The organism is Flavobacterium oncorhynchi (assembly GCF_002217355.1).
GTDB classification, from domain to species: domain Bacteria; phylum Bacteroidota; class Bacteroidia; order Flavobacteriales; family Flavobacteriaceae; genus Flavobacterium; species Flavobacterium oncorhynchi.
The window spans coordinates 98,079-122,847 of sequence record NZ_MUHA01000012.1; the positions used below are offsets into that span (position 1 = coordinate 98,079).

The 24,769-nt window shown below is 32.9% G+C and carries 28 protein-coding genes; 10 read left to right on the forward strand and 18 right to left on the reverse strand.

Annotated features, from left to right (window positions below; genetic code table 11):
* Positions 1 to 62: 62 nt before the first annotated feature.
* Both cobU and B0A75_RS10225 read right to left on the reverse strand, forming a co-directional pair.
* On the reverse strand, positions 63 to 572 hold the full coding sequence (gene cobU / locus B0A75_RS10220) for a bifunctional adenosylcobinamide kinase/adenosylcobinamide-phosphate guanylyltransferase (RefSeq protein ID WP_089054178.1): 510 nt from the start codon (positions 570 to 572) through the stop codon (positions 63 to 65).
* Between the two features lie 71 nt (positions 573 to 643).
* Positions 644 to 1,006 carry a DUF5522 domain-containing protein gene (locus tag B0A75_RS10225; RefSeq protein WP_089054179.1) on the reverse strand — a complete coding sequence of 121 codons (363 nt, stop codon included), beginning with the start codon at positions 1,004 to 1,006 and terminating at the stop codon, positions 644 to 646.
* A 95-nt stretch (positions 1,007 to 1,101) separates the two neighbouring features.
* On the opposite strand from B0A75_RS10225, the gene B0A75_RS10230 reads away from it, so the two are divergent.
* The 3 genes from B0A75_RS10230 to B0A75_RS10240 all read left to right on the forward strand — a co-directional run bounded on the left by B0A75_RS10230 (position 1,102) and on the right by B0A75_RS10240 (position 4,170).
* A complete protein-coding gene (locus tag B0A75_RS10230) occupies positions 1,102 to 2,244 on the forward strand; it encodes an ABC transporter substrate-binding protein (RefSeq protein ID WP_089054180.1) in 1,143 nt (380 codons plus the stop codon).
* 66 nt (positions 2,245 to 2,310) lie between these two features.
* A complete protein-coding gene (locus tag B0A75_RS10235) occupies positions 2,311 to 3,279 on the forward strand; it encodes an iron ABC transporter permease (RefSeq protein WP_089054181.1) in 969 nt (322 codons plus the stop codon).
* 114 nt (positions 3,280 to 3,393) lie between these two features.
* A complete protein-coding gene (locus B0A75_RS10240) occupies positions 3,394 to 4,170 on the forward strand; it encodes an ABC transporter ATP-binding protein (protein ID WP_089054182.1) in 777 nt (258 codons plus the stop codon).
* A 197-nt stretch (positions 4,171 to 4,367) separates the two neighbouring features.
* Here the strand turns inward: B0A75_RS10240 and B0A75_RS10245 are convergent, their stop codons facing one another.
* From B0A75_RS10245 to B0A75_RS10280, 8 genes are all read right to left on the reverse strand, one after another.
* On the reverse strand, positions 4,368 to 4,823 hold the full coding sequence (locus tag B0A75_RS10245; protein ID WP_089054183.1) for a tRNA (cytidine(34)-2'-O)-methyltransferase: 456 nt from the start codon (positions 4,821 to 4,823) through the stop codon (positions 4,368 to 4,370).
* A 69-nt stretch (positions 4,824 to 4,892) separates the two neighbouring features.
* Complete coding sequence (locus B0A75_RS10250; RefSeq protein ID WP_089054184.1) at positions 4,893 to 5,456, reverse strand: pseudouridine synthase; 564 nt, start codon at positions 5,454 to 5,456, stop codon at positions 4,893 to 4,895.
* A 48-nt stretch (positions 5,457 to 5,504) separates the two neighbouring features.
* A complete protein-coding gene (locus B0A75_RS10255) occupies positions 5,505 to 5,720 on the reverse strand; it encodes a hypothetical protein (protein WP_089054185.1) in 216 nt (71 codons plus the stop codon).
* 100 nt (positions 5,721 to 5,820) lie between these two features.
* Positions 5,821 to 6,348: a MepB family protein gene (locus B0A75_RS10260; protein WP_089054186.1), complete on the reverse strand. Its 528-nt coding sequence runs from the start codon at positions 6,346 to 6,348 to the stop codon at positions 5,821 to 5,823.
* A gap of 40 nt (positions 6,349 to 6,388) precedes the next feature.
* Positions 6,389 to 7,996: a hypothetical protein gene (locus B0A75_RS10265; RefSeq protein WP_089054187.1), complete on the reverse strand. Its 1,608-nt coding sequence runs from the start codon at positions 7,994 to 7,996 to the stop codon at positions 6,389 to 6,391.
* A complete protein-coding gene (locus B0A75_RS10270; RefSeq protein WP_244284379.1) occupies positions 7,993 to 8,571 on the reverse strand; it encodes an RNA polymerase sigma factor in 579 nt (192 codons plus the stop codon). Before B0A75_RS10270 ends, B0A75_RS10265 begins: the two co-directional genes overlap by 4 nt.
* 25 nt (positions 8,572 to 8,596) lie before the next feature.
* The gene (locus tag B0A75_RS10275) at positions 8,597 to 8,995 is read right to left on the reverse strand and encodes a hypothetical protein (RefSeq protein WP_089054189.1); all 399 of its coding nucleotides are present in this window, start codon (positions 8,993 to 8,995) and stop codon (positions 8,597 to 8,599) included.
* Between the two features lie 10 nt (positions 8,996 to 9,005).
* Positions 9,006 to 9,869, reverse strand: coding sequence for a protease complex subunit PrcB family protein (locus tag B0A75_RS10280; protein ID WP_089054190.1), 864 nt, complete (start codon positions 9,867 to 9,869; stop codon positions 9,006 to 9,008).
* Between the two features lie 204 nt (positions 9,870 to 10,073).
* On the opposite strand from B0A75_RS10280, the gene rmuC reads away from it, so the two are divergent.
* The 4 genes from rmuC to B0A75_RS10300 all read left to right on the forward strand — a co-directional run bounded on the left by rmuC (position 10,074) and on the right by B0A75_RS10300 (position 13,219).
* On the forward strand, positions 10,074 to 11,447 hold the full coding sequence (gene rmuC / locus B0A75_RS10285) for a DNA recombination protein RmuC (protein WP_089054191.1): 1,374 nt from the start codon (positions 10,074 to 10,076) through the stop codon (positions 11,445 to 11,447).
* A 31-nt stretch (positions 11,448 to 11,478) separates the two neighbouring features.
* A complete protein-coding gene (locus B0A75_RS10290) occupies positions 11,479 to 12,027 on the forward strand; it encodes an acyl-CoA thioesterase (protein ID WP_089054192.1) in 549 nt (182 codons plus the stop codon).
* Positions 12,028 to 12,057: 30 nt separating this feature from the next.
* Positions 12,058 to 12,453, forward strand: a complete 396-nt coding sequence (locus B0A75_RS10295) for a VOC family protein (RefSeq protein ID WP_089054193.1) — start codon at positions 12,058 to 12,060, stop codon at positions 12,451 to 12,453.
* 226 nt (positions 12,454 to 12,679) lie between these two features.
* Positions 12,680 to 13,219, forward strand: a complete 540-nt coding sequence (locus B0A75_RS10300) for a YceI family protein (protein ID WP_089054194.1) — start codon at positions 12,680 to 12,682, stop codon at positions 13,217 to 13,219.
* Positions 13,220 to 13,222: 3 nt separating this feature from the next.
* Here B0A75_RS10300 and B0A75_RS10305 read toward each other — a convergent pair whose 3' ends face one another.
* Positions 13,223 to 14,134, reverse strand: a complete 912-nt coding sequence (locus tag B0A75_RS10305) for a TIGR01777 family oxidoreductase (protein ID WP_089054195.1) — start codon at positions 14,132 to 14,134, stop codon at positions 13,223 to 13,225.
* 97 nt (positions 14,135 to 14,231) lie between these two features.
* On the opposite strand from B0A75_RS10305, the gene B0A75_RS10310 reads away from it, so the two are divergent.
* Positions 14,232 to 14,894, forward strand: coding sequence for a TetR family transcriptional regulator C-terminal domain-containing protein (locus B0A75_RS10310; protein ID WP_089054234.1), 663 nt, complete (start codon positions 14,232 to 14,234; stop codon positions 14,892 to 14,894).
* Entirely contained in the window at positions 14,891 to 16,195 is a 1,305-nt protein-coding gene (locus B0A75_RS10315; protein ID WP_089054196.1) for an ABC1 kinase family protein, read from the forward strand. The genes B0A75_RS10310 and B0A75_RS10315 overlap by 4 nt, the downstream gene beginning before the upstream one ends.
* Before the next feature lie 226 nt (positions 16,196 to 16,421).
* On the opposite strand, the gene B0A75_RS10320 is transcribed toward B0A75_RS10315, so the two are convergent.
* The 6 genes from B0A75_RS10320 to B0A75_RS10345 all read right to left on the reverse strand — a co-directional run bounded on the left by B0A75_RS10320 (position 16,422) and on the right by B0A75_RS10345 (position 22,206).
* A complete protein-coding gene (locus tag B0A75_RS10320) occupies positions 16,422 to 17,717 on the reverse strand; it encodes a cryptochrome/photolyase family protein (RefSeq protein WP_089054197.1) in 1,296 nt (431 codons plus the stop codon).
* A 36-nt stretch (positions 17,718 to 17,753) separates the two neighbouring features.
* The gene (locus tag B0A75_RS10325) at positions 17,754 to 18,194 is read right to left on the reverse strand and encodes a sterol desaturase family protein (RefSeq protein ID WP_089054198.1); all 441 of its coding nucleotides are present in this window, start codon (positions 18,192 to 18,194) and stop codon (positions 17,754 to 17,756) included.
* Between the two features lie 97 nt (positions 18,195 to 18,291).
* Entirely contained in the window at positions 18,292 to 19,131 is an 840-nt protein-coding gene (locus B0A75_RS10330) for a phytoene/squalene synthase family protein (RefSeq protein WP_089054199.1), read from the reverse strand.
* A gap of 4 nt (positions 19,132 to 19,135) precedes the next feature.
* A complete protein-coding gene (locus tag B0A75_RS10335; RefSeq protein ID WP_089054200.1) occupies positions 19,136 to 20,602 on the reverse strand; it encodes a phytoene desaturase family protein in 1,467 nt (488 codons plus the stop codon).
* Positions 20,603 to 20,639: 37 nt separating this feature from the next.
* Positions 20,640 to 21,539, reverse strand: coding sequence for a MerR family transcriptional regulator (locus tag B0A75_RS10340; RefSeq protein ID WP_089054201.1), 900 nt, complete (start codon positions 21,537 to 21,539; stop codon positions 20,640 to 20,642).
* Positions 21,540 to 21,705: 166 nt separating this feature from the next.
* A complete protein-coding gene (locus B0A75_RS10345; RefSeq protein ID WP_244284380.1) occupies positions 21,706 to 22,206 on the reverse strand; it encodes a tetratricopeptide repeat protein in 501 nt (166 codons plus the stop codon).
* A 246-nt stretch (positions 22,207 to 22,452) separates the two neighbouring features.
* On the opposite strand from B0A75_RS10345, the gene B0A75_RS10350 reads away from it, so the two are divergent.
* On the forward strand, positions 22,453 to 23,775 hold the full coding sequence (locus tag B0A75_RS10350) for a serine hydrolase domain-containing protein (protein WP_089054203.1): 1,323 nt from the start codon (positions 22,453 to 22,455) through the stop codon (positions 23,773 to 23,775).
* Between the two features lie 8 nt (positions 23,776 to 23,783).
* Here B0A75_RS10350 and B0A75_RS10355 read toward each other — a convergent pair whose 3' ends face one another.
* Positions 23,784 to 24,734, reverse strand: coding sequence for a DUF4421 family protein (locus B0A75_RS10355; protein WP_089054204.1), 951 nt, complete (start codon positions 24,732 to 24,734; stop codon positions 23,784 to 23,786).
* Positions 24,735 to 24,769 lie beyond the last annotated feature (35 nt).

The following is a 24,769-nucleotide window of genomic DNA, read 5'->3' on the forward strand; positions in this document are numbered from 1 at the left end:
GTAGGGCATAGTGTTGGAATTTGGAATTTTAATTTTAGAATTTCCTTTTAAAGATTAGAATTTTATCCTTTGATTTTGACAGGAATCCCAGAAACCATTAAAACAACTTCATCAGCTTTTGATGCTAAAAATTGATTCATCCAGCCTTGCAGTTCAGTAAATTTTCGTCCAATTTCGGTAGAAGCATGAACGCCCATTCCGATCTCGTTTGTCACAATAATAAGTACTGTATTTTCTTTTTCGGCCAACAAAAGAAACTCTTTTTTAGCTTCTTCCAAACTTAAATTGACATCGTTTTTATGATCTATAAAAAAGTTAGTCAGCCAAAGTGTTACGCAGTCGATTAGAGCAACTTTGCCTGAAAAATCAATTTTACTTAAGTATTTTTCTTCTTCAATATTAGTCCATCGTTCGTCACGATCTTTTTGATGACGGTCTATCCGATTTTGAAAATCAGAATCCCATTTTCGGGCAGTAGCTACATAAATTGGATTGTCTGTAAGTTGTAAAGCCAGAGATTGGGCATATCCGCTTTTTCCTGAGCGTTCGCCGCCGGTTATCAAGTAAATCATTTTTTGTTAGTTAGGAGTTATGAGTTGTGAGTTATGGTTGCAAGTTATTAGCAATTCATAATTCAAAACTTTTAATAAGGGCAATGTCTGCAGTCGTTTCCGCAACAGCTTCCTCTTTTGAGATGAAACCAAGACTTGAAAACATAATTGCCATTTTCAATATAATAATCGATGCCTTCAATTAAGTTTTCTGTTTTAGGAAGGGATGCGGCTTTATTTTTAAGTGCTTTTTCGGGAGTAAGTGTTTCTATGTAAGCGTCGATTTTGTCTTCGCAAGCTTCTTTAAAACAAACTGGGCATAAACAATCGCCTCCTTCAGAAAGGTTAAAAATAGGCGGAAAATCATTGCACCAGCATTTGTTTTCAACCGAAATATCTCCACAGCTGAATTGAGTTTCACAGCTCGAGCAAACTTTTGTTTTTGTGGTATTCATAGTGTAAAGATACAGTTTGTTGAATTTTGTAGGAATAAAAATAAACAAAAAAAATAGAAAATGGTTTACCTTTGTCCCTATCCAAAACGTAAAACATGAAATATTTATTCCCTAAGTTAATTTTTATTTTCTCTTTTTTTATTCTAACAGGATGTAAGAAGGCTGAAACAGTTGAGGTTGCAAAATCTGAAAGTGCAAAAAATAGTATTGAGTTTGCTTCAGGTCTTTCGATTGTTAAATATGATGGATATTCGGTTGTTACAGTTATGGAACCGTGGCCTAATGCCAATAAAAATTTCAAATACATTTTAAAAGAAAAAGATGTAAAGGTTCCAGATAGTTTGGCAACTTACACAACTATAAAAGTGCCTTTAGAGTCCATTGTGGTTACTTCAACCACTAATGTACCATTTTTAGAAATGCTTGAAGTCGAAAATAAACTGGTTGGTTTTCCACATACAGATTATGTTTCATCAGAAAAAACAAGAGCTTTAATCGATAAAGGTTCAGTAAAAAATGTAGGTCAGAATGAAAAATTAAATATTGAACAGTTAATTGAATTAGCACCAGATTTGATTGTAACGTTTGGAGTAGACAACAATAATCCGATGTTGGATAATTTAAAGAAAAGCGGTCTAAATGTTTTTATTCAAGCGGATTGGATGGAACAGTCTCCGCTTGGAAAAGCAGAATGGATTAAGCTGTACGGAGCTTTATTCGGTAAAGAAGAAAAAGCCAAAGAATTGTTTGATAAAATTGTAGAGAGTTATAATCAAGCTAAAAAATTGGTGGCAGATAAACCTGCATCTTCAACAGTTTTGTATGGTTCGATGTACGAGGATGTTTGGTATGTGGCCAAAGGAAACAGCTGGGTTGCCCAATTTATGAAAGATGCTCATGCCAATTATTTATGGTCAGATCTAAAAGGAACCGGAAGCGAAGGGTTGTCTTTTGAGAAAATATTAGTAAAAGCTAAAACTGCTGATTTTTGGATCGCTTCAGGATCTTTTAAAAGCTTAGATGAAATAGCAAAAACAAATCCACATTACAGTCAGTTTGATGCTTTTAAAAATAAAAAGGTGTATACATTTGAAGGTAAATTTGGAGCAACAGGAGGTACTGTTTATTATGAATTGGCTCCAAGTCGTCCAGATTTAGTCTTAAAAGACTATATCAAAATTTTTCATCCTGATTTATTGCCAAGTTACGAGTTTACTTTTGCATCTAAATTAAACTAAGATCAATTGATAAATAAAACGCGAAATATAACTCTGTTTTCCATACTTGGTTTAGCACTTTTGTTTATGTTTTTCCTTGATATTAGTTTAGGATCTGTTACAATTCCGTTCAAAGAAGTCTGCAGCAGTTTAACAGGAGGACAGGCAAGTAAATCAACTTGGGAATATATTATTATTAATTACCGTCTGCCAAAAGCAATTACAGCTATTTTGGTTGGAGTAGGTTTGTCTATAAGCGGTTTGCTGATGCAGACATTATTTAGAAATCCGTTAGCAGGCCCGGATGTATTAGGGTTGAGTTCTGGAGCAATTTTGGCAGTCGCAATTGTAATTTTGGGAGCTGGGATATTACCAACTTTTTTAAGCTCAGTTTTATTGTCTTCATATGGAATCGTGTTGGCATCTACTTTAGGAAGTATTTCAGTTTTGCTTTTAGTTTTGCTGGTTGCACAAAGATTGCGAAATACAATGGCGATTTTAATTGTTGGACTTATGTTTGCCAGTTTTACAAGTGCCATTGTTGGGGTTTTAACTTATTTTAGTTCAGCTGAACAACTGCAGAAGTTTACCTTTTGGTCTTTAGGAAGTCTCGGAAATCTTTCTTGGACATCGATTTTTATTCTGGCGGTTTGTATAAGTTTTGGTTTGCTCTTAAGTGCAGGCAGCATCAAGCCTTTAAATGCCCTGCTTTTAGGAGAGAATTATGCTAAAAGTATGGGTTTAAATTATAAGAGAGCACGATTAGTAATTATTCTGGCAACAAGTATTTTAGCAGGAAGTGTTACCGCTTTTGCAGGACCTATTGCCTTTATAGGTTTGGCTGTTCCGCATATTGCAAAACTGACATTTCAAACTAGTAATCACACTGTTTTATATTGGAGTACGTTTTTTTTTGGTGGCATAATTATGCTGTTCTGCGATATGGCATCGCAGATGCCGGGATTAGATGTTACATTACCGATTAATGCAATAACATCAATTATTGGTGCGCCGGTTGTAATTTGGCTGCTAATGCGAAAAAGAAATTTTCAGTAAATTGTATTAGCCACAGATTATATGGATTATCTCCTGCTGTTAAAATAAATTAATCTTTAGACAAAGAAAAAACTTAGATACTTAGAACCTTAGCAACTCAGAACCTTAAAATAGATGAAATCAATTTTAAATACGTCAAATTTAAGTATTGGATATAAAGCCAAGAAGGCAGTTGTGACTATTGCTGAAAATTTAAATTTGAATTTAACTTCTGGGAAACTCATTTCGTTGATTGGTGCAAACGGAATTGGGAAATCGACTTTGCTGCGAACTATTACAGGTATTCAGCAGCCTTTATCGGGAACTGTTTTTTTGAATGATAAAAATATCAATACTTATAAACCTTTGGACTTGGCTCAAAATCTAAGTTTGGTTTTAACCGAAAAACTGCCGCCAAGTAATCTCACGGTTTTTGAATTGGTTGCATTAGGCCGCCAGCCCTATACTAATTGGGTTGATTCTTTAACTCAAACAGATATTGAAAAGATTAAAGAAGCAATGGCGCTGACACAAATCGAGCATTTGGCTCAAAAAAAACACTTTGAAATAAGCGATGGTCAATTGCAAAAGGTTTTAATCGCCAGAGCTTTGGCGCAAGATACGGCGCTGATTATTTTAGATGAACCTACAACACATCTTGATTTATTGCACAAAGTTTCTTTATTTAAATTGCTGAAAAAACTAACGGAGGAAACTCAAAAATGCATTTTATTCTCTACTCACGATATTGATTTAGCAATTCAATTAAGTGACGAAATGATTATTATGACTCCAGAAAGTGTTGTTCAGGGTGAACCATGTAATTTAATTTCAAACGGAAATTTTGCCACTTTGTTTAAAGATGAGCATATTGTCTTTGATGCCGAAAAAGGGAAGTTTATTGTGACTTAGAGATATTTTTAGAAGTTTTGTTGTACGAAATTCAAGTCCCAGCGGGACGTTATATTTATAGAAATATTAATCACATTTAGTAGAACGAGCCCCATAGGGGCGAAATATATCGCTCCGCTGGAGCTTCCATGATGGTTTAATTATAGGTTATAAATATTACGCTCCTCTGGAGCTTATGATGAAAATATTTAATTAATTTAAACTTTCAATCCAATCTGTCTTTTAGCTTCACCAACAACAAAAGCAACAGAATTTGCGATGTTAAAGCTGCGAATTAGTTTTGACATTGGAATCGTTAAGTGGTTTTCGAAACGAGCCAAAACTTCTTTGCTTAATCCAACGCTTTCTTTGCCAAAAACCAGCCAATCTCCATCTTGAAAATCTGTTTCTAAATACGATTTATCAGCATGGGAACTCATCAAAAAAACACGCGATTGATCTGGAATCTGCTTGATCCATTCCTCTATATTTTGGTATTCAGTTACATCAAGATGAACCCAATAATCCAAACCAGAGCGTTTTAGATTTTTATCGTTTATTACAAATCCGAAAGGATGAATTAAGTGCAGTCGGCTTTCTGTTCCTACACACAATCTTCCAATATTTCCAGTGTTATTTGGTATTTCTGGTTCTACAAGAACTACGTTTAGCATTATCGTTTATTTGTTTATTCGGTTAATCGTTAATTTGAGAATTATCTGATTTTTAAATTGACTCATTTTCTAATTAAAGTTATCAACTTCGAGAACTTCTCCAGCTTTTAAGTTTTGCAAATATACATTTCCTATTCTAACGCGAACTAAACGTAAAGTAGGAAATCCGACAGCAGCAGTCATTTTTCTAACCTGACGAAATTTTCCTTCATTCACGGTAATTGATGCCCAAGAAGTTGGTCCGTGGCGTTCATGTCGGATTTTTTTTGCTCGAGGTCCAAAATCAGGAATTTCAGTTACAATAAAAGCAGAGCAGGGTTTTGTTTTGTATTTTCCGCCATCAAAACCTATTTCTACACCTTTCTGTAATTGTTCGATTGCTTCTGGCGTAATAATGCCGTCGACTTGGACATAATATTCTTTATCGACTTTTTTACTTCTTATCTGATCACTTACTTTCCCATCTGTTGTTAGTAACAATAAACCTTCAGAATCTTCATCAAGTCTTCCAATTGCCATAGTTCCTTCTGGAAAATCATGCAGTTCGCCTAAAAGTTTTTTCTTTCTTTTCAGTTCATAGATAAATTGACTTAAATAACCATAAGGTTTAAAAAGAATGAAGTGTCGATGCATGTTTTATTTTTTTGCAAAGATAGCTTTGTTTTTACAAGTATTTCGAGTTTATCCTTGCTCCTTGTTTCTGTTTTTCATTTTACTCAGCCATAAATAAACAGACCAAATTACCGTAATGCCAAATAAGAGAATTAAAGGAGTGTAGTAATTGCTGAAGAAATCATGAAAATATGTGCCTATTAAAATATAAGCCGAGGCAATGCAAAGTTTCAAGACAATGAATTCAGCATTTGACCAGCAGGTTTTGATTTTGAAAAAGTTCATTTAGTTTCTTTTAAATTAATAGTTTAGAAACAGCATCTTATTGCTTATTGTCTAAAGTTATAAAAAAAAAGACTTTAAGAACTCGAAACAAGATTAAGCCTTATTGTATAAAAAGCTTTTTAAAAGTGTCTAAATCAGCATTTGGGCTTATTTCATAGAAATATTTCAATTGCCATTGCTGTGTTTTTTGGGCTTGTTTACTGATAGTTTCATCCCAAGGCGGGTAAACTCTCGTGGCTCTTATTCCTTCTTTAGTTTCAGTAGTAAATATTCCTTTTTTAAGGAGAACATCTTTAGGGAAAACAAATTGTCCTAAAAGATTTTCTTTTTGAACGCTTACAATTACAAAATCAATAGTATCAGAATAATCAAAAGGTTCAATTATACCTGATTTATTACGCTTCCATAAAGTTACAAACTGACCTGTTTTAGTTGGAGTAATTTTAGCCGATCTAAATTTAATAATCCGATTATTGATTTTAAAATCGAAAGCTTCATAATCTTTACTCTCAATTTCTGGTTGAAGTTCAGAAAAGGTAAAGCCGCAGATATCATAAATTAATTCTTTGGCAATACTTAAATTTTTAGGAAGAAAAATAGAATCTTCGAGCTTCTTATTTAAAGACATTAATTTCTTTTTTGTGTGAAATTACAACAAAGTAAAGTAATTAAAAAGAAACATTAAGTCCGAAATTTAATCCCCATTGAAACTGATTGAAAGACTGACTGTTTAATGGATTTACATAATAATTCACAGCCGGCTCAACAAAAACATTTGTTTTTTTGTAAACACGATATTGAATTGTACTGCTCAAAGTAGAACCATATACATAATCATTTGCATTTACATTTTCCCCCATAGAACTTCCATCAATAGAAACACTATTTGAGATCAATTTACCAACAAATCCACCAGTATTTAAATTAATACTTGCTTTGTTTTTACTGAAAATAGAATAAGAAACTTCTAACGGCATTTCGACATAGCGCAGATTTTGATCTAAATTTCCAGTTTGTATATTCTCGCTTTTCATAGCCTCTTTTGTACTGTTTGAAACAAGTACATAACTTGCATCACTTGCAATATGAGGAGCTGATGCATTTTGAGCAAAATAGTCGCTTGCGCTAAAAAACGCATTGTTTTTGGCACTTAAATAAGAAACATTTGCAACGCTCTGACCAAGCTCATTAATTTTAACTCCAGAAGCGACTGCCCATTTTTTATTGATTTTATATTGCGTTTTTACTCCGTACGAATTACTTTGTTTAGAGTCGTTTACGTTTCCTAAAGTTTTATTGTTTTTATAGTTTTCAGAGCTGCCCACACCTGCAAAAAGCTGAAGCGCCCATTTGTCTTGTTTTGAAAGCAGTTTGTCCTCTTTTTCTTTTTTAGTTTCAGCTGCAACAACACCTTTTTCTAAATTCTGAAGCTCTTTAAGTTGTAGAGAATCTTTTTTAGACAATCCATTTTTGATATTCGAATTGTTTTTCAAATTATCATTTTGAATGTTTGCAACAGATCTGTTTTCTTGAATTACTTTGTCTGTTTTTTGCTTGTATTCAGTATCGTTTACGGCAGTTCCAGAAAGAACGAAAGCTGTTTTGCTTTGTGTTTTTGAAGGCGAATTTCCTTCGAAAATAGAACTTGCAAGTGCTTTATTTAAACCTGTATTGAATTGATTTCTTTTACCCGAAGTAAAGGTTTTTTCAGCTAAAACCTTATCAGCTTTTCTTTTTTCAATATCTGATATTTGATTTTTTGAGGACGCATTCAAGCTGTTTGCTTTTGCAGGAACATAATTTTCCTGAACAGCAACATTGTTTAACGTATTTTTTGAGGCATTTGTTTTTGTTGCTGGCTCATTTTTATCGTAGTTATATTGTGTATTTGCTCTCGTATTTACTGATTCTTGATTTTGGTTGGATTGATTATGTTCGTTTTCTGATGATGAAATTTGATTGTTTATTGATTTGTTCTCTGTACCGTTTTCTTTGTCGTTGGTATTTTTATTGCCTTTTGGCTCAAGTACAACTTTGTTATTTTCTAAAGCATCATTATCGATAGTTTTGATTCCAGAGTTAGAAGTAAAATTCAAAACAGAAGGGAGCAATAAGCCTAATAATAAGCATGCTGCCGCCGACCACCAAAGAATTACTTTTTTCTTCTTTTTAGGTTTATCAAGTTTTTCTTCAATTTGTCCCCACAATTCAGGAGGCGGAACACTAGAAAAGTCTTCCATTGATGAAAAAATATCTTCTATATCCTGCTTTTTCATGCTATTTTAAAATTTTTTATGCTCAGTATTCTTTTTTGCAAAATGTGCTTTGCCCGGTTTAAATTTGATTTTGATGTACCTTCAGAAATATTTAGTAAGTCGGCAATTTCTCGGTGTTTTAGTTTCTCAAAGACGTAGAGATTAAAAACTGTTCGATATTGATCTGGCAAATCTCTAATATATTCCAGCAGTTTCTCTTGTTCTATGGGTTGAATGTCTAAATCCTCTTCTTCGACAAAATCAGTGTCAGGATCAAAAACATCTAGAAAGAAACTCTCTTTTTTCTTCTTGTTTAAAGTCTCGATCAGCTTATTGATAAAAATTCGTTTCAGCCAGCCTTCGAAACTTCCTTCAAATTTATATTGGTTCATTTTTTGAAAAACAATGACAAATGCTTCCTGAAAAACATCTTTTGCATCATCTTCATTTTTCATATATTTAAGACAGATACCATATAAAACAGGAGAGAACAACTGATAAATTTTCAGTTGTGCCTCTCTGTCATTTTTAATACATTTCTTAATATATTTTTCTAAATCGTCTTTCAAAAAAAGTGGTGTTGTTTGGTTTTGCAAAAATAGTTTTTAAAAGCTTATAAAACTATCTTTTAAAGATAGATCGGGAAGCATCTTTGTTATTACTTACAATTGTTAGGTTTTGACTGTCAAGCTTTTCTATGATATATGTCTTGCCTTCAAAAGTAATAAGATCGTGCTCTGCCGAATCGAAATAGCCAATCCCTTTTTCTATTTGATATGTACTGTTTCTAATCTCTACATTGTTCTTATAAGTGATCACTCTTCCATTTGAAGTGAAAACTATTTTTTTTGTAAACCCAATGGTTTTTGGCGTCGCTGTATAAGGATTATCTGCTCCTCCAATTGACTTTTCCCAAATCCAGGTGTTTACTATAGAACCCGTGTTTACGACCATCGATTCTAGCGAATAAGCCGAAGAGAAAATACACAATACAGCAAAAAATAGAAAATGTTTTTTCATTTAACTGGATTTAGTTTAAACTGATGATTTTTTGTTGAATAGCTTTTTTAAACAATATTATTTCAGTGTTTTGATCTGGAGTATCATTGTTGTCAATATAAACTTTCGTAGTAACAGTTCCTTGAGTTAACTGAAAGTAAACTCCGCCTTTATCTCCTGGATTTGGAGTTCCGTAAGTTTTTGTTCCGCCTTTAAGTGCAAGAATTTCTGCTGGAACATTCTTTAAGAATTCAGTATATTCACTTTTTTTCGTTTTTGCAGTGTATTTGTATTGCTCAAAATCATATTTTCCCTCCTCAACATTTGAGAATTTCAAAATGTTAAAATCGTTTAATTGAAAGAAATTATGATGACTTAAAAGACCAAAATCTCCCATAACAATATTATCAGAGCTTTCGTTTGTTCTGTTAAACAAAATTGTTTTTGTTGTTTTTGGAATCAATATAAAATCTGATGGATAAGTTGGAGTCTGTGCAATAGTTTCACCAGCTAAAGGACCTTTTTCATAAAAATTAATAATAATCTGGCATTTGTTTTCTACAATAGTTGTTATTTTTATGTCATAGCCGCTTGTAGGTTTAGCTCCAGCAAAAATCCCAACCAAAAAGTCTTTTGTAAAATCAATATTAGGGTCATTGGCAACTGGACATGTGTTTTCGCGTTTTTCGAAGTAAGCTTCTAATTTCTCTTGAGAATTTAAAACAAGTGCAGTAGGGTTGTTAGGCAGGGTTTTTACACTATAAGAACATAAAAGTGGAAATCCTGTAAAAGGAAGTTCTTGAACTGGTCCGCAATCTACCGTTATATCTTCATTTCCTAATGAGCAGGCACTCAATCCAAAAGCTACAAATAAGCTCAGCATTATTTTTTTCATGATAAATTTTAATATAGGTTATATTTTCATAGATGCACGTGTTTAAAAATGGTTGCGTCTTTTTTTTATTTTTTTTACATAAGAAATAGAAATTAATTTCAAATTGTATTTTTATTTGCGAATGAATACTAATTCGTGAAATTTTACTTTATAAACCTTAGTACTACGTATTATTGCGTACTTTTACTTAAAAAAAAATTGGACATGTTTGATTTTCTTCCGTATTTATTGGCTTTTGTTATTGCTTTATTTCTAGGTATATACTTAGGTAAAGTACTGTCTTCGGCTAAATTTCAGTCAGAAAAAGTTGGTTTAGAAGAAAGGCTGCATGCAAATACAAATCAGCTGCAAACACAAAAAGAACAGCAGGAAAATGAAAAACTTGCTTTTCAAAAACAACTTCAATTAAGCTATCAGGAAAAAGAGAGTATTCGAACTGAAAAAGACAGTCTTGCGATTCAGCTTTCTAAAAAAGAAGTCGATTTTGAGAATTTATGGGAACGTCATAAAGAGCAAAAAAATGAAATAACGGAGCTGCAGGATAAATTTACAAAGGAGTTTGAAAATTTAGCAAATAAGATTCTCGAAGAAAAATCGGTTAAATTTACAGAACAGAACAATGTGAATATGAAAAATATCTTGCTGCCGCTGCAAGATAAGATTCAAGGATTTGAGAAAAAGGTAGAACAAACCCATAAAGAAAGTATCGACTATCATGCAGCACTTCGTCAGCAGATTATTGGACTAAGCGAAATGAATGTTCAAATGAGCAAAGAAACCCTAAATCTTACTAAAGCTTTAAAAGGCGATAGTAAAATGCAGGGAAATTGGGGCGAATTGGTTTTAGAACGTGTGCTGGAAAAATCAGGATTAGAAAAAGGCCGCGAGTACGAAGTGCAACAAAGTTTTGTAACCAGCGAAGGCAATCGTGTTTTTCCTGATGTGGTAATAAATCTGCCCGATGGTAAAAAAATGATTGTCGATTCTAAAGTGTCTTTATCAGCTTATGAAAAGTTCATTAATGAAGAATCAGACATTCTTAAAAACGAATATTTAAAAGAGCATTTAAATTCGATAAAAAGGCACGTTGAACAGCTTGGTAACAAAAATTATCACGAACTGTATCAAATAGAAAGTCCTGATTTTGTATTGCTTTTTATTCCGATAGAACCTGCTTTTGCAATTGCCTTAAACGAAGATTCAACATTATACAATAAAGCTTTTGATAAAAATATTGTAATTGTTACACCAACAACATTGTTAGCAACATTGCGAACTATTGACAGTATGTGGACAAATCAAAAACAACAGGAAAATGCGTTTGAAATTGCTAGGCAGGCAGGAGCGCTGTATGATAAATTTGAAGGTTTTGTAACTGATTTAGTCCGAATAGGGAATAAAATAAAAGATACGAAAACGGAATACGAAAGTGCCATGAATAAACTAGTCGACGGCAAAGGAAATTTGATTTCGAGTGTTGAAAGATTAAAAAAAATGGGCGCTAAAGCAAAAAAATCACTTCCAGATAATATTGTAGCCAGAGCTACAAATACAGATGAGAGTGAGTTACTAAATTAAAACTAACCAATAATACCACAAACATAAAAACATGACTGCAGATTTTAAACCCGTTTCTTCATCAAAAATTAGTATTTCAGAATTAATGCTTCCATCACATACCAATTTTAGTGGTAAAATTCATGGAGGATATATATTGCAATTACTAGATCAAATTGCTTTTGCAGCTGCATCAAAGTTTTGCGGTAATTATTGCGTAACAGCTTCTGTTGATACTGTCAATTTTTTAAAACCAATTGAAGTTGGTGAACTTGTTACAATGAAAGCCTCTGTAAATTATGTTGGGCGAAGTTCAATGGTTGTTGGCATTCGCGTTGAAGCAGAACATATTCAAACAGGCGTTGTAAAACATTGCAACTCTTCGTATTTTACCATGGTAGCCAAAGATAAAGATGGAAAGAGTGTTCAGGTTCCAGGACTTATTTTGTCTAATTTAGAAGAAGTTCGACGTTTTAGAAAAGCGATTAAACATATCGAAGTGAAAAAAGAGATCGAAGAACATGAAAAAGTTACTACGGTAAGTTCTATTGAAGATTTGGCCAGTTTAGAAAAGTATAATGTACTTTTAGAAATTAGTTAGTTTTTTTATTAAGGTTAAAAATAAGAGAAAATGGTAAAGTTTGGTTACACAATTTTATATGTCGAGAATGTAGAAAAAGCAATTACGTTTTATGAAAATGCATTTGGTTTTTCGAGAAAATTTGTAAGTCCAGAAAATGATTACGGAGAATTGCTTACGGGAGAGACTACGATCTCATTTGCTTCAAAAAAACTTGCGGTTCAAAATTTAAAAGAAGGTTTTATCGAGAGCGATTTAAATAATAAACCTTTTGCTTTTGAACTTGGTTTCATAACAGATAATGTTGCCGAATTGGTTGAGAAAGCAATTTCTTTTGGAGCCGTTTTAGAAACAAATCCAAAAGAAAAACCTTGGGGACAAGTTGTCGCTTATATAAGAGATTTAGATGGTTTTTTACTTGAAATTTGTACACCAGTCGAAATGTAAATGAGAAGCTGTTTTTAGCAATTACTACATTTTAAAAAGAAAAAATATTCACAAATATTTAGCATTAGTTCCAGAACCATACGACGGAAAATTTCGTAACTTTAAAATAGAAAGTTAGTTGCGATTTTTTCACGGGGTACTGCCATTCATTTTTTTAACTTACCGTAAGTTTGTTTTTCTTTATTTTAAAAAATGAAATGACATAATTGTTTAATTGCTGACGATTATGAAAAGAACTACATTATTATTTTTACTTTTTACCGCATTTTCGATAACAGCTCAGGAAAAATTTAAAACCACTTCGGCGGTTATAAATTTTGAAGCTTCAGTTCCATTCTTCGAAGAGGTAAAAGCGGTAAATAAGCTCGGAACTATTGTTCTTGAACCTCAAACAAGTACTTTAATTTGTACTGTAATAATAAAAGATTTTCGTTTTAAAATGGATTTAATGGAAGAACATTTTAACGACAATTATATCGAAAGTCATCGTTATCCTAAAGCTTATTTTAAAGGCAAAATACAAAAATTTGACATCGCACAAATTGATCAAACCTCAAGAGAATATGATGTTAAGGGAAAATTATATATTCACGGGAAATGGAAAATGATTACGGTAAAAGCGTTGTTAAAAAGAGTTCCGGAAGGTATTCAAATTGTTTCTGCTTTTCCAATATCAATTTCTGACTTTAATATAGAAATTCCTTATGTTGTGGCCAATAAAATTTCAAAAACGGTTCAGACAGATTTAAGCGGAATAATGAAGTAATGTTTAATTCGAAGTGCTGATTAGTGCTTTTTCTAAATCGGTAAATTGAAATTCAAATCCAGTTTTTTGTATTTTTTCAGATGACACCCTTTGCCCTTTTAAGATAGCTTCGCTCATTTTTCCTAAACTTATTTTAAGAATAAAAGATGGAATTTTAGGAAGCCATATTGCATATCCGTATAATGCAGCTAGTATTTTAGAGAATCTCAAGTTTGTAGTATTGTCAGTAACAGCAGCATTGTACGGGCCATGCATATGTTCGTCTAGAAGAGCTTTTAAGTAAATCTGACACAAATCGTCAATATGAATCCAGGGTAAATATTGTTTTCCAGTTCCTATAACCGCACCAAAACCAGATTTAAAAGTAGGTCCAAGTTTTTTTAAAAAACCTTCATCTTTACCTAGTACAATTCCAGTTCTAATTTTTACGGTTCTAATGCCTAAAACCTCCAGTTTGTTTGATGCATTTTCCCATTTCTGACAAATAGTACCTAAAAAGTCGTTTGCAGGCTCAGTAGTTTCAGTACAAATTTTATGACTTGTAACAGCACCATAAATTCCAATTGCTGAAGCCGAAACAAAAGCATTTAATTTTTTATCGTTTTTTTCTAAAATAGAAAATATCAAATCAATTGGTTTAACCCTACTTTCCAGAAGTTTTCTTTTTCTTCTGCGCGTCCATCTTTTTTCAACAATTCCTTCGCCGGCAAGATGAATAATGTAATCCGCATTTAAAACAGCATTTTCATCAATATAATTGCTGTTTAAATTCCATTTATAGTAAGTGATTTCAGGAGTATTTTCTTTGTCGGTACGGCTTAAAACAGACACAGTAAAGCCAGCTTCAATTAGAGCATTTGTCAAATGCCTGCCAATGAATCCGCTTCCACCTGTTATTAGAACATTTTCAACCATGATAGTTTATCATATATTTAACAGCGCATTCTGTTTAGGGACATGTAAAGGTACTTAAACAATGCTTACCTTTAAGGCAAATTCTAAATTTAATGAAATGGCGACTAAAAAAAAGACTATCACGAAAGAGGATATCGTTTCAAAATATATGAATGAAGTTTTAGAAAAAGGAACAAAACCAAAATCAGTTTATCATTTTACCAAAGAAAATGATTTTACAGAAGCTGAATTTTATTCTTTTTTTGGAACGTTAGAAGGTTTAGAAAAGGAAATATTTCGACTGTTTTTTGAGAATACAGTCAGCTTACTGCATAAAAATGGAGACTATCTTGAGTACAACATGAAGAATAAAATGTTGAGTTTCTATTTTACATTTTTCGAAATTTTGACTGCAAATAGAAGTTATGTACTGCAAGTACTTAAAATGGATAAAAACCCGCTCAAAAATTTAGTACAGCTCACTTTGCTTAGAGATAATTTTAGAAGTTATGTTTCAGAAATCTTAACTGATGATTATAGACTTGAACAAGAAAAACTGCAAAAATTTCAAGAAAAGGCAATTCAAGAATCCGCTTGGCTGCAATTGATGCTGACCATAAAATTCTGGATGGAAGATGAATCTGCTGCTTTTGAGAAAACAGATATTTTTATCGAAAAATCAGTTAATGCATCATTTGAATTGATGAATGTTGCGCCAATGAACCATCTGATCGATTTTGGAAAATTTCTATTCAAAGAAAAAATATACAGCAAACAATGAAAACGATCGATTATATTCCAACTTCGAAAATAGAAAGAGCCGGAAAATTGGTTCAAACTGGAGCAAAAATTGGTGTAAACTACGTTAAGCATTATGCCGAGAAAATGGTTAATCCTGATTTAACCCGAGATAAACTGAACGAGAATAATGCCGAAGATATTTATGACGGATTAAAAAGCTTAAAAGGCAGTGCGCTAAAAGTGGCTCAAATGTTAAGTATGGACAAGAATTTTTTGCCTCAAGCTTACGTAGAGAAATTTTCATTATCGCAATTTTCAGTTCCGCCGCTTTCAGCACCATTAGTATTAAAAACATTCAAAAGTAATTTTGGCAAAACGCCTTACGAGATTTTTGATGAATTTAATGCAAATTCTGTAAATGCAGCAAGTATTGGTCAAGTGCATTTGGCTAAAAAGAACGATAAAAAACTGGCAGTTAAAATTCAATATCCAGGAGTAGCCAATAGTATTTCTTCGGATTTGGCTTTGGTTAAACCTATTGCTATAAGAATGTTTAATCTGCAGGGAAAAGATTCAGATAAATATTTTAAAGAGGTTGAAGATAAACTTATCGAAGAAACAAACTATTTGTTAGAATTAAAACAAAGTCAAGAAGTTGTAGAGGCGTGCAGTAAAATCGAAAATATTATTTTTCCTAATTACTATCCAGAGTTCTCGTCAGAGAAAATTATCACGATGGATTGGATGACGGGAATTCATCTTTCAGAATTTACCGCGAAAAATAAAGACCAAAAAGTTGGTGATGAAATAGGGCAGGCGCTTTGGGATTTTTATATGTATCAAATTCATGTTTTAAGAAAAGTACACGCAGATCCTCATCCTGGAAACTTTTTGGTTGACGATCAAAATCAGTTAATTGCTCTAGACTTTGGTTGTATGAAACAAATTCCAGAAGAATTTTATATGCCTTATTTTGAGTTGATTAATAAAAATGTGATTACAGATCAAGCGCTGTTTAATAAAAAGTTGTTTGAATTAGAAATTCTTCGTCAAGATGATACACCAGCAGAAGTTGAATATTTTACAAGTATGTTTCATGATCTATTGTCGCTTTTCACCAAACCATTTCAAAATGAAACTTTCGATTTTGCCGATGAAACTTTCTTTAACGCCATTGCTGAATTAGGGAAACGTTTTTCTGAAGATACAAATCTCAAAAAAATGAACGGAAATCGTGGTTCTAAACACTTTATTTATATGAACCGTACTTTCTTTGGTTTGTACAATTTAATGTTTGATTTGAAAGCGAAAATTGTTGTTGAGAATTATTTGAAATACTAGAAGAGGGAAATTCCAATATATAAAAACCCAAATTCCAATTAATATATATATAAACCTTTGTCAAAGTTCTAAAACTTTGACAAAGGTTTTTTTTTACGACAAAGTATGTCATCCTGAGGCACGAAGAATCACACTCGATGATAGACAAAGATTGGTGACATACCTTGCAGAGTTTCTTGTGCGTTCCTTCGTGCCTCAGGATGAAAAGATTGCGCATAATTGGAATTTATTTCAAAATTCCAGCCTTATAAGTTGCAATCGCTCGATCTCTTGCAAAGGCGTGATCTATCATTGGTTCAGTATAAGCAAAATCAAATTCGGGAATCCATTTGCGAATGTATTCACCTTTAGCATCAAATTTCTTTTGTTGAATTTCAGGATTGAATACTCTAAAATAAGGCGCAGCATCACAGCCGGTTCCTGCTGCCCATTGCCAGTTTCCTACATTTGAAGCTAATTCGAAATCTAGAAGTTTTTCGGCAAAATAAGCTTCTCCCCACTGCCAGTTGATTAATAAATGTTTGCATAAAAAACTCGCCACAACCATGCGAACACGATTGTGCATATATCCTGTTTCGTTTAGCTGACGCATTCCTGCATCGACCATTGGGTAACCCGTTGTTCCAGAGCACCAACGCTTAAAGTCGTCTTCGTTATTGCGCCATTGAATTCCGTCGTAAGCTGATTTGAAATTGCTGCTTACACAATTAGGAAAACTAAACAGAATTTGAATGAAGAATTCGCGCCAAATTAATTCGCTTAAGAAGGTTTGATTCTTTCTATTTGCCCAATTCACTAATTTACGAATACTTACTGTACCAAATCGTAAATGCGGCGAAAGGTAAGAAGTACTGTCCAGAGCAGGATAATCTCTAGTTTCTTTATAATTGGCAATTTGAGTTAAGTTATGCGGAAGCACTTTTATAGGACTTCGGTCAAAACCAATTTCGGATAATTCTGGAAATGTAAATTGGCTTTTTATAAAATTAGATTGAAATGAACTGGAATCATATTCAATCGCAGCTCCTGAAAAATGATATTTTTCGAGCCATTTATTTTTATAAGGAGTGTAAATGGTATACGGAAGCCCATCAGATTTTGTGATTTCTTTCTCTTCAAAAATTACATGATCTTTGTATGGAAAACACTCAATACTGTTTTCCTTCAATAAAGAGCAAATAGCAATATCACGTTTGATCGCAAAAGGCTCATAATCTTTATTAAAGAAAAGGCTTTGAATGTCAAACTCTTCTAAAAGTAATTTCCAAACTTCGGTAGTTTTACCTTTTTTGACTAATAGTGAAGAATCTAAAGTATTTAATTCTGAATTTATCTTTTGTAGTGAATCATAAATAAAACTTACTCTGGCATCATTTGCGGGAAGGTTATCCAATATATCGTCATCAAAAATAAATAACGGAACTACAGGAAAATTTGATTGCAAAGCATGAAACAAACCTATACTGTCTTCCAGACGTAAATCACGTCTGAACCAGAAAAAAGAAACTTTTTGTTTTGTCATTGTAGAGAGAATCTATTTTGATGCTTTAAAAGGGTTTTACATTTTGTAATATTTAAACGGAACAAACAACATTCCGAAACATTCTCCTTTTTCTTTGTTTAAGTGTTTATGGTGTATTTTATGCGCCTTTCGTAATCCGATGAGGTATTTGTTTTTAGTGTTTTTAAACCATTTAAAACGCTGATGAATTAAAACGTCGTGAATTAAAAAGTAACAAGCTCCATAAAGCGTGACGCCGCAGGCAATGAAAAACAAATAATTGAAACCGCCCTGAACGCCAAAATAAAATAATAGAATACTTGGTATTGCAAACAGAACAAAGAAAATATCATTGCGCTCAAAAGGATGCTCGTATTTTGGCTGATGATGATCTGCATGAAAATACCACATGAAACCGTGCATCACATATTTGTGAGTAAGCCATGTAATACATTCCATGAATAAAAAAACGCCTAAAAAGATTAAAAAGGAAACCATTTTTTGTGTTTTGAATTTGTTTTAATAATTGTTTGATTTTATCATTTACTTGTTCTTGTCATTTCTCCTTTCGTTCGAAATGACAAACGGAACGAAATTATACTAGTTTCAGTTTATATGTTACAAATGACTGGGCCAAAAGTCCTGCTTTTGTATAATTAGAAACACGAATCCTTGAGTTTCCAATTTCATGATAAGGTGTATTTTTTAATTTAGTAAGTAGTTTTTTGTAATAAACATAAGCAGTGTAAACCCCAAATTTTGCTTCAATTGGCAATTTTACAATTCCTTGATAAGCAATATTGAAATCGTCTTCGATTTCGCTGATAATTTGTGTTTTTGCAGCTTCAGTAAAATTATTCAAATTGATGCCAGGAAAATAAGTTCTGTTTAAAATCAAATTATCATCTTTTAAATCTCTGAGGAAATTTACCTTCTGAAAAGCCGATCCTAGTCGCATTGCTTCATTTTTAAGCTGTTCGTATTTTGTATTATTTCCTTTTGTAAAAACCTTTAAGCACATTAAGCCAACAACATCAGCAGAACCGAAAATATAGTCGGCATATTCAGTCTGTGTGTTATAACTTGATTTTGTGAGGTCTTGTTTCATGCTTTTTAAGAATGCCTGAACTAAATCGTCGGTAATATTATATTCTTTTACAGTATGTTGGAAAGAGTTTAGAATTGGGTTAAGGCTTATTCCCAGATTAACAGCTTTATAATATTCTTTTTCAAAATCGTTAATAAGACTTTCTTTTTCAAAATCATGAAAAGAATCGACAATTTCATCGGCAAAACGAACAAAGCCATAAATGCTGTATATCGCATCACGAATACTCGGCGAGAGCATTTTTACAGCTATCGAAAAAGAAGAACTGTAGTTTTTAGTAACCAGTTTACTGCACTTGAAAGAAACGTCGTCGAATAGTGATTTCATTTTTTTACGATCTAAAAGATTTTTGAATTAATTCAGCTGCTAGTTTTCCTGATATTAAAGCAGGCGGAACTCCTGGGCCAGGAACTGTTAGTTGTCCTGTGAAATATAAATTTTTAACTTTCTTACTTTTCAATTTTGGACGCAGGAAAGCTGTTTGCAATAACGTATTAGCCATTCCGTAAGCATTTCCTTTGTACGCATTATAATCTGCAACAAAATCATTTTTGCAAAATGATCTTTTAAATATAATGTTATTTCTGATCTCTTGCTGTGTAAGATTTTCAAAACGGCTGATTATTTTTTCGAAATATTCTTCTCTTAATGCCTGACTGTCTTCAATTCCGGGTGCAAGCGGAATTAAGAAAAAACCGCTTTCCATTCCATCAGGAGCCGCTGTTAGATCTGTTTTAGATGGAAAATTGGCATAGAATAAAGGTTCTTCGGGCCAATTTGGAGTATCGTAAATAGCATTTGCATGTTTATCGAAATCAACATCAAAAAATAAAGCATGATGTGAGATGTTTTCTATTTTTTTATTAAAACCAACAAAAAACAGGAGTGAAGAAGGAGCGAAAATTCGGTTTTCCCAATACGTGTCAGAATAAGCGCGATGCTCTTTTTCGAGCAAAGTTTCAGTATGCTGATAATCGGCACCGCTCAATACAACATCAGATTTTATAAATTCTCCGTTAATCACAATTCCTGCTGCAGTTTTGTCTTCAACGATTATTTTCTCAACAGAAGCATTTGTTTTAATTATTACTCCAAGTTCTAGAGCAAGACTTTCGAGACTTCGAACTACATCAAACATTCCCGTTTTAGGATGCCAGGTTCCAAGACCAAAATCAGCATAATTCATAAAATTATAGAAAGAAGGCGTTTTCGTTGGTTTTGCTCCAAGAAATAAAACAGGAAATTCTAAAATTTGAATTAGCCTTTCGTTTTTAAATTCTTTACGAATGTCAATACTTATAGAACCAAAGAACTGATTAAGTTTTAAAGCAGTTTTGGCAGTAATTAGTTCAAGAGGAGAAACTCCCGGGCGATAAACCAACTCTTTTATGGCAATGTCATAATTACTTTTGGCTTGGTCAATAAAGTTTTCTAGTTTCTTTGAACTGCCTTTTTCAATGTTTTCAAAAGCGTTTTTTATTTCTTCTAAATTATCGCAAATAGCAATAAAATCGTTAACTCCAAAATAAACCCGATAAGCAGGATTTAGTTTTATGAGCTCATAATAATCCGATGGTTTTTTATTGAAATCCTGAAAAAAACGTTCAAAAACATCTGGCATCCAATACCAGCTTGGTCCCATATCGAAAGTAAAACCATCTTTTTTAAACTGTCGTGCCCGACCGCCTATAGAATGATTTTTTTCGTATACAGTAACTTGATTTCCCTGCTGAGCCAAATAACATGAAGCAGCCAAGGAAGAAAATCCTGATCCTATGATTGTTATTGTTTTCTTCATTTGTTTAACAAATGTACAGAAAAGTTAAACAATAGAATTAAATTCTTTCGATTGTTTCTTGCATCGAATCGAAAATTTGAATTCTTTCGGGTAAAAGTTTTTTATCAATATACTCAACCATATTGCCTATCAACCATATTTCATTGTTTTTCAGCAATAGTTTTTGTCCCATAGACTTTACATATTGATTGATAACGCTGCGATCTGGCTGAATGGTCATCATTGATACAAAAGTGATGTTTTCAAAATGTTTGGTTAAATCCTGCAGGTTTTCTATCGGCATACTTTCGCCAAGATAAATGGTTTTATATCCTTTTGATAAAATTTCGTACTGAAGATAAAGTAATCCTATGTTGTGCACTTCATTTAAAGGCAGCGAAAGCACAAAGATTCTATCTGTTTTTGTTGGTTTTCGAATTTGAAGACTTTCTGTATATATCAATATTTTCTGCTTGATCAAATGACTCATAAAATGTTCATTTGCCGGCGTGATGGTTTCTGACTGCCACAATAATCCTAGTTCTTTCAGTAAAGGAAGAAAATGTTCTTTGAAAACTTCCTTGAATGTTTTTTCGGCAATAAGCCAATCGAAAGTATTGAAGAATAATTCCTGATCAAAATTCATCATAGCCATTTTAAAAGAAGTTATGGCATAGTTTTGAGAATTTTTCTTCGATATGATTTCGCGAACTAGTTCTGGTATCCTTTCTTCAGGATAAGTTGCAATTTTAGAAATTTTATAACCATACTCATGCAGTAAAGTTATGTTTAATAGTTTTTGCAGATTCTGCAGATTGTAAAACCTTATATTAGTATCTGTACGCATTGGTTCTAGGATATTGTATCTCTTTTCCCAAATACGAATCGTATGCGCTTTTATTCCAGATAAATTCTCTAGATCTTTAATACTGAAAACAGTTTTTATGTTGTTTACCATTTTTTACAATTAGATAAACAAAAATAGAAGAAAATCTTAGAAAATCTCTTAGCTGATAATGAAAATCATAGATTATTAGTGCTTTACGTGTGTTTTTGTCTAAATAAAAAAGCAATCTGTAAATATTTTTTTACAGATTGCTTTTTTGCTTTTCAAAGCTTGTTTTTTATTTACAAAATGTAGCTTTATTTTTTATAGCACTTTGACTTCCAAGTTCTATGGCTTTTGAGAAATCTTTACAAGCATTTTTTTTATCGTCAATTTTATTATAAGCCAAACCTCGCAGATTGTATGCAATGTAATCTTTTGGGTTTAGACCAAGAGATGTGGAGCAGTCTTCGATTGTGCCTTTAAAATTCATTAACTTGTAGTTTACGTTTGCTCTGCCGGTAAAAGCATCTGCATTCATGCTGTCAAGTTCAATTGTTTTGCTAAAATCGGCAAGCGCTCCTTTTAGGTCATTAAGTTTGAGTTTTGCTACGCCTCGGTTTTGGTAAGCTTCAGTAAATTTCGAATTCATGCTGATTGCTTTAGTGTAGTCAGCGATCGCACCTTTTGTGTTACCGGCTTCGGCTTTTTTAATGGCTTTGTCAAAATAACTGGTTGCTGATTGTGCCGATAATGAGCAGGTAATCATAATAAAGAATAATACTAATAGGTTTTTCATAAACTAATTTGGGATTAGCGGTTAATTATTTTGAAACGAATTTAAGAAAGTTTTGTTTTGCAAGAGAAGTTCTTTTTATTAAATAACGATTATTTTTCTTTTTAGCAGAAGTATTATAGGGTACACGGTAAAGTGTTTGAAATTAAGTTCTTAACTTAGCGTAAATTCTTATAATTAGTATTGATAAGAATTTATTATCTCCTCATTTTTAATCTTTTAGTGCTCATTCTTAATAAATTATAAAATATGAAACCAATTCATTTTTGTTCTCAGTTATTGTTTTTCGTTTTGATGTTTTTCTGTATGAGTATTTCAACAGCTCAAGAAAAAACGAAATATTTAGATGCGCTGCAAAGTGATCCTGCAGGAATGGGATGGATGATTGGTTCGCCGCCGCCGGCTGACCGTATTCCTCGATTTGATGATGGAAGTTTTTTTCAGTTTCCGGCACTTAGGTGGAGCGTTGCGCATATGCGCCAGTTTATGCCGACTGTAAATGTTTCTCGCGGATTAGGAGCTTCAATTCCTATAACAACAAATTTTGACAGAGATATTGATAAAGTAAAATTTGTGCCTCTTGGAGAAACAAAGCAGATGACATGGGAAGAGTCGCTGGAAAAGATTTATGCAGATGGAGTGATTATTATGCATCACGGAAAAATTGTTTATGAAAAGTATTTTGGTGCTTTGACGATTGACGGACAGCATGCAGCAATGTCGGTTACCAAATCGTTTACAGGAACTCTTGGAATTATATTGGCTAAAGAGGGTTTGATAGATACTGAAAAAATGGTTTCTTTTTATGTTCCAGAGCTTAAAAATTCTGCTTTTGGAGATGCAACAGTAAGACAGGTTATGGATATGACAACGGCGCTGCAGTTTAGTGAAGACTACGCAGATCCTAATGCCGAAATTTGGAAATTCTCTGCGGCAGGGAATCCGCTTCCAAAGCCTAAGGATTATGATGGGCCAAGAACCTATTATGAATATTTGCCTACAGTGAAGAAAAATGGTATTCACGGAGATGCTTTTGGTTATAAAACGGTTAATTCAGATGTTTTGGGCTGGATTATAGCTCGAGTGACTGGTAAATCTGTTGCTGAGGTTTTATCTGAGCGAATATGGAGAAAAATTGGGGCTGAACAAGACGGGTATTTTTCGGTAGATGCAATAGGGACACCTTTTGCGGGTGGTGGTTTTAATCTTGGTTTACGAGATATGGCTCGCTTTGGACAGTTGATTTTAAATGACGGTAAAGTGGGGCAGGAGCAAATTATTCCTAAAGCTGCTATTGATGATATTAAAAAGGGCGGTGATAAAAAAGCATTTGAAAAAGCAGGGTATTCACTCTTGAAAGGTTGGAGTTATAGAAATATGTGGTGGATAACCAATAATGATCACGGTGCGTTTTGTGCTCGAGGTGTACATGGGCAGGTAATTTACGTTGATCCAAAAGCAGATATGGTTATTGTGCGTTTTGCATCAAATCCTGTAGCGGGAAATGCAGCAAACGATCCCTATTCTCTGCCTGCTTATGATGCTGTTGCAAAATATCTTCTTAAGAAGTAAAAAAGCAGTTACTTGTTTTGTTCTAATTTTTTCGTGAAGAAAGGATTTGTATCTAATCTCCATATGTATCCAATTTGAAAATTTCCTGAAGATAAGCCAATGTTACTGTTGTTATTGTCTGAGAAAGAAGAAAAAATAAAATTATTAACATATGATAATCCAAGTGACCATTTCTCTTTGTTGTATCCAACGGATATTCGCGGGAAAAATGTAGGGTAGATTTCTATTTTTTGTTTGCCAAAATCATTTATTCTTTCAGTGCCAAAGTTAACTCCCGTTGTTGCTGAACCGCTGGCGAACCATCTTTTATTGATTGCCCAAGTATAAGCGTAACCGCCGCTGAATCCAAATTGAAAATTACGCAGTGAATTTTTTGATTTGTGTACAAAGGAACTGTCTGAGTTTATTTTTGAGAAGTAAATTCCTCCGCCTGCTAAAAAGCTTCCTGCTGATTTTAATTGTTTTTCATTTTGATTAAAAGCGGCCTTATAAGAGAATTTCTTGTTGTTAAAAACGTATTGTCCGAAAGCACCATATTGCTGAATTTTTAAATCGGGATACAACTGTATATTTTTATCTGCATTGTCAGAAGTGTAAAAGCCATGATACTTTTGGACAAAAAGATCTATTATGAATTTTCTTCCATAGTTATGAATTTGAAAGTCTAGTGCTTTCGTTCTTCCTTTTTTGTCGTCTTTCATGAAGTTTAACCCATAACCATAACTTAGATTGATTATCGTGTTGTTTATAGAAACTCCTGCACCTAAACTCATGGGGCTATTTGGCATAAATTTTTTAATCTCACCATCTACTTCTTGTTCCATTGATATAAACTTCATAGATAAATAAGTTCTCAGGGAAAGTTTATTGTCAAAAGGTTTAATATATGTTGTGTCAATCTGTGCTTTGCAGAAATAAGGAATCGCTAAAAGAAGTAAAAAAGAAAAATATGCTTTCATTGAGTTGTAAAACGAATTATAATTACTCTTAGTAC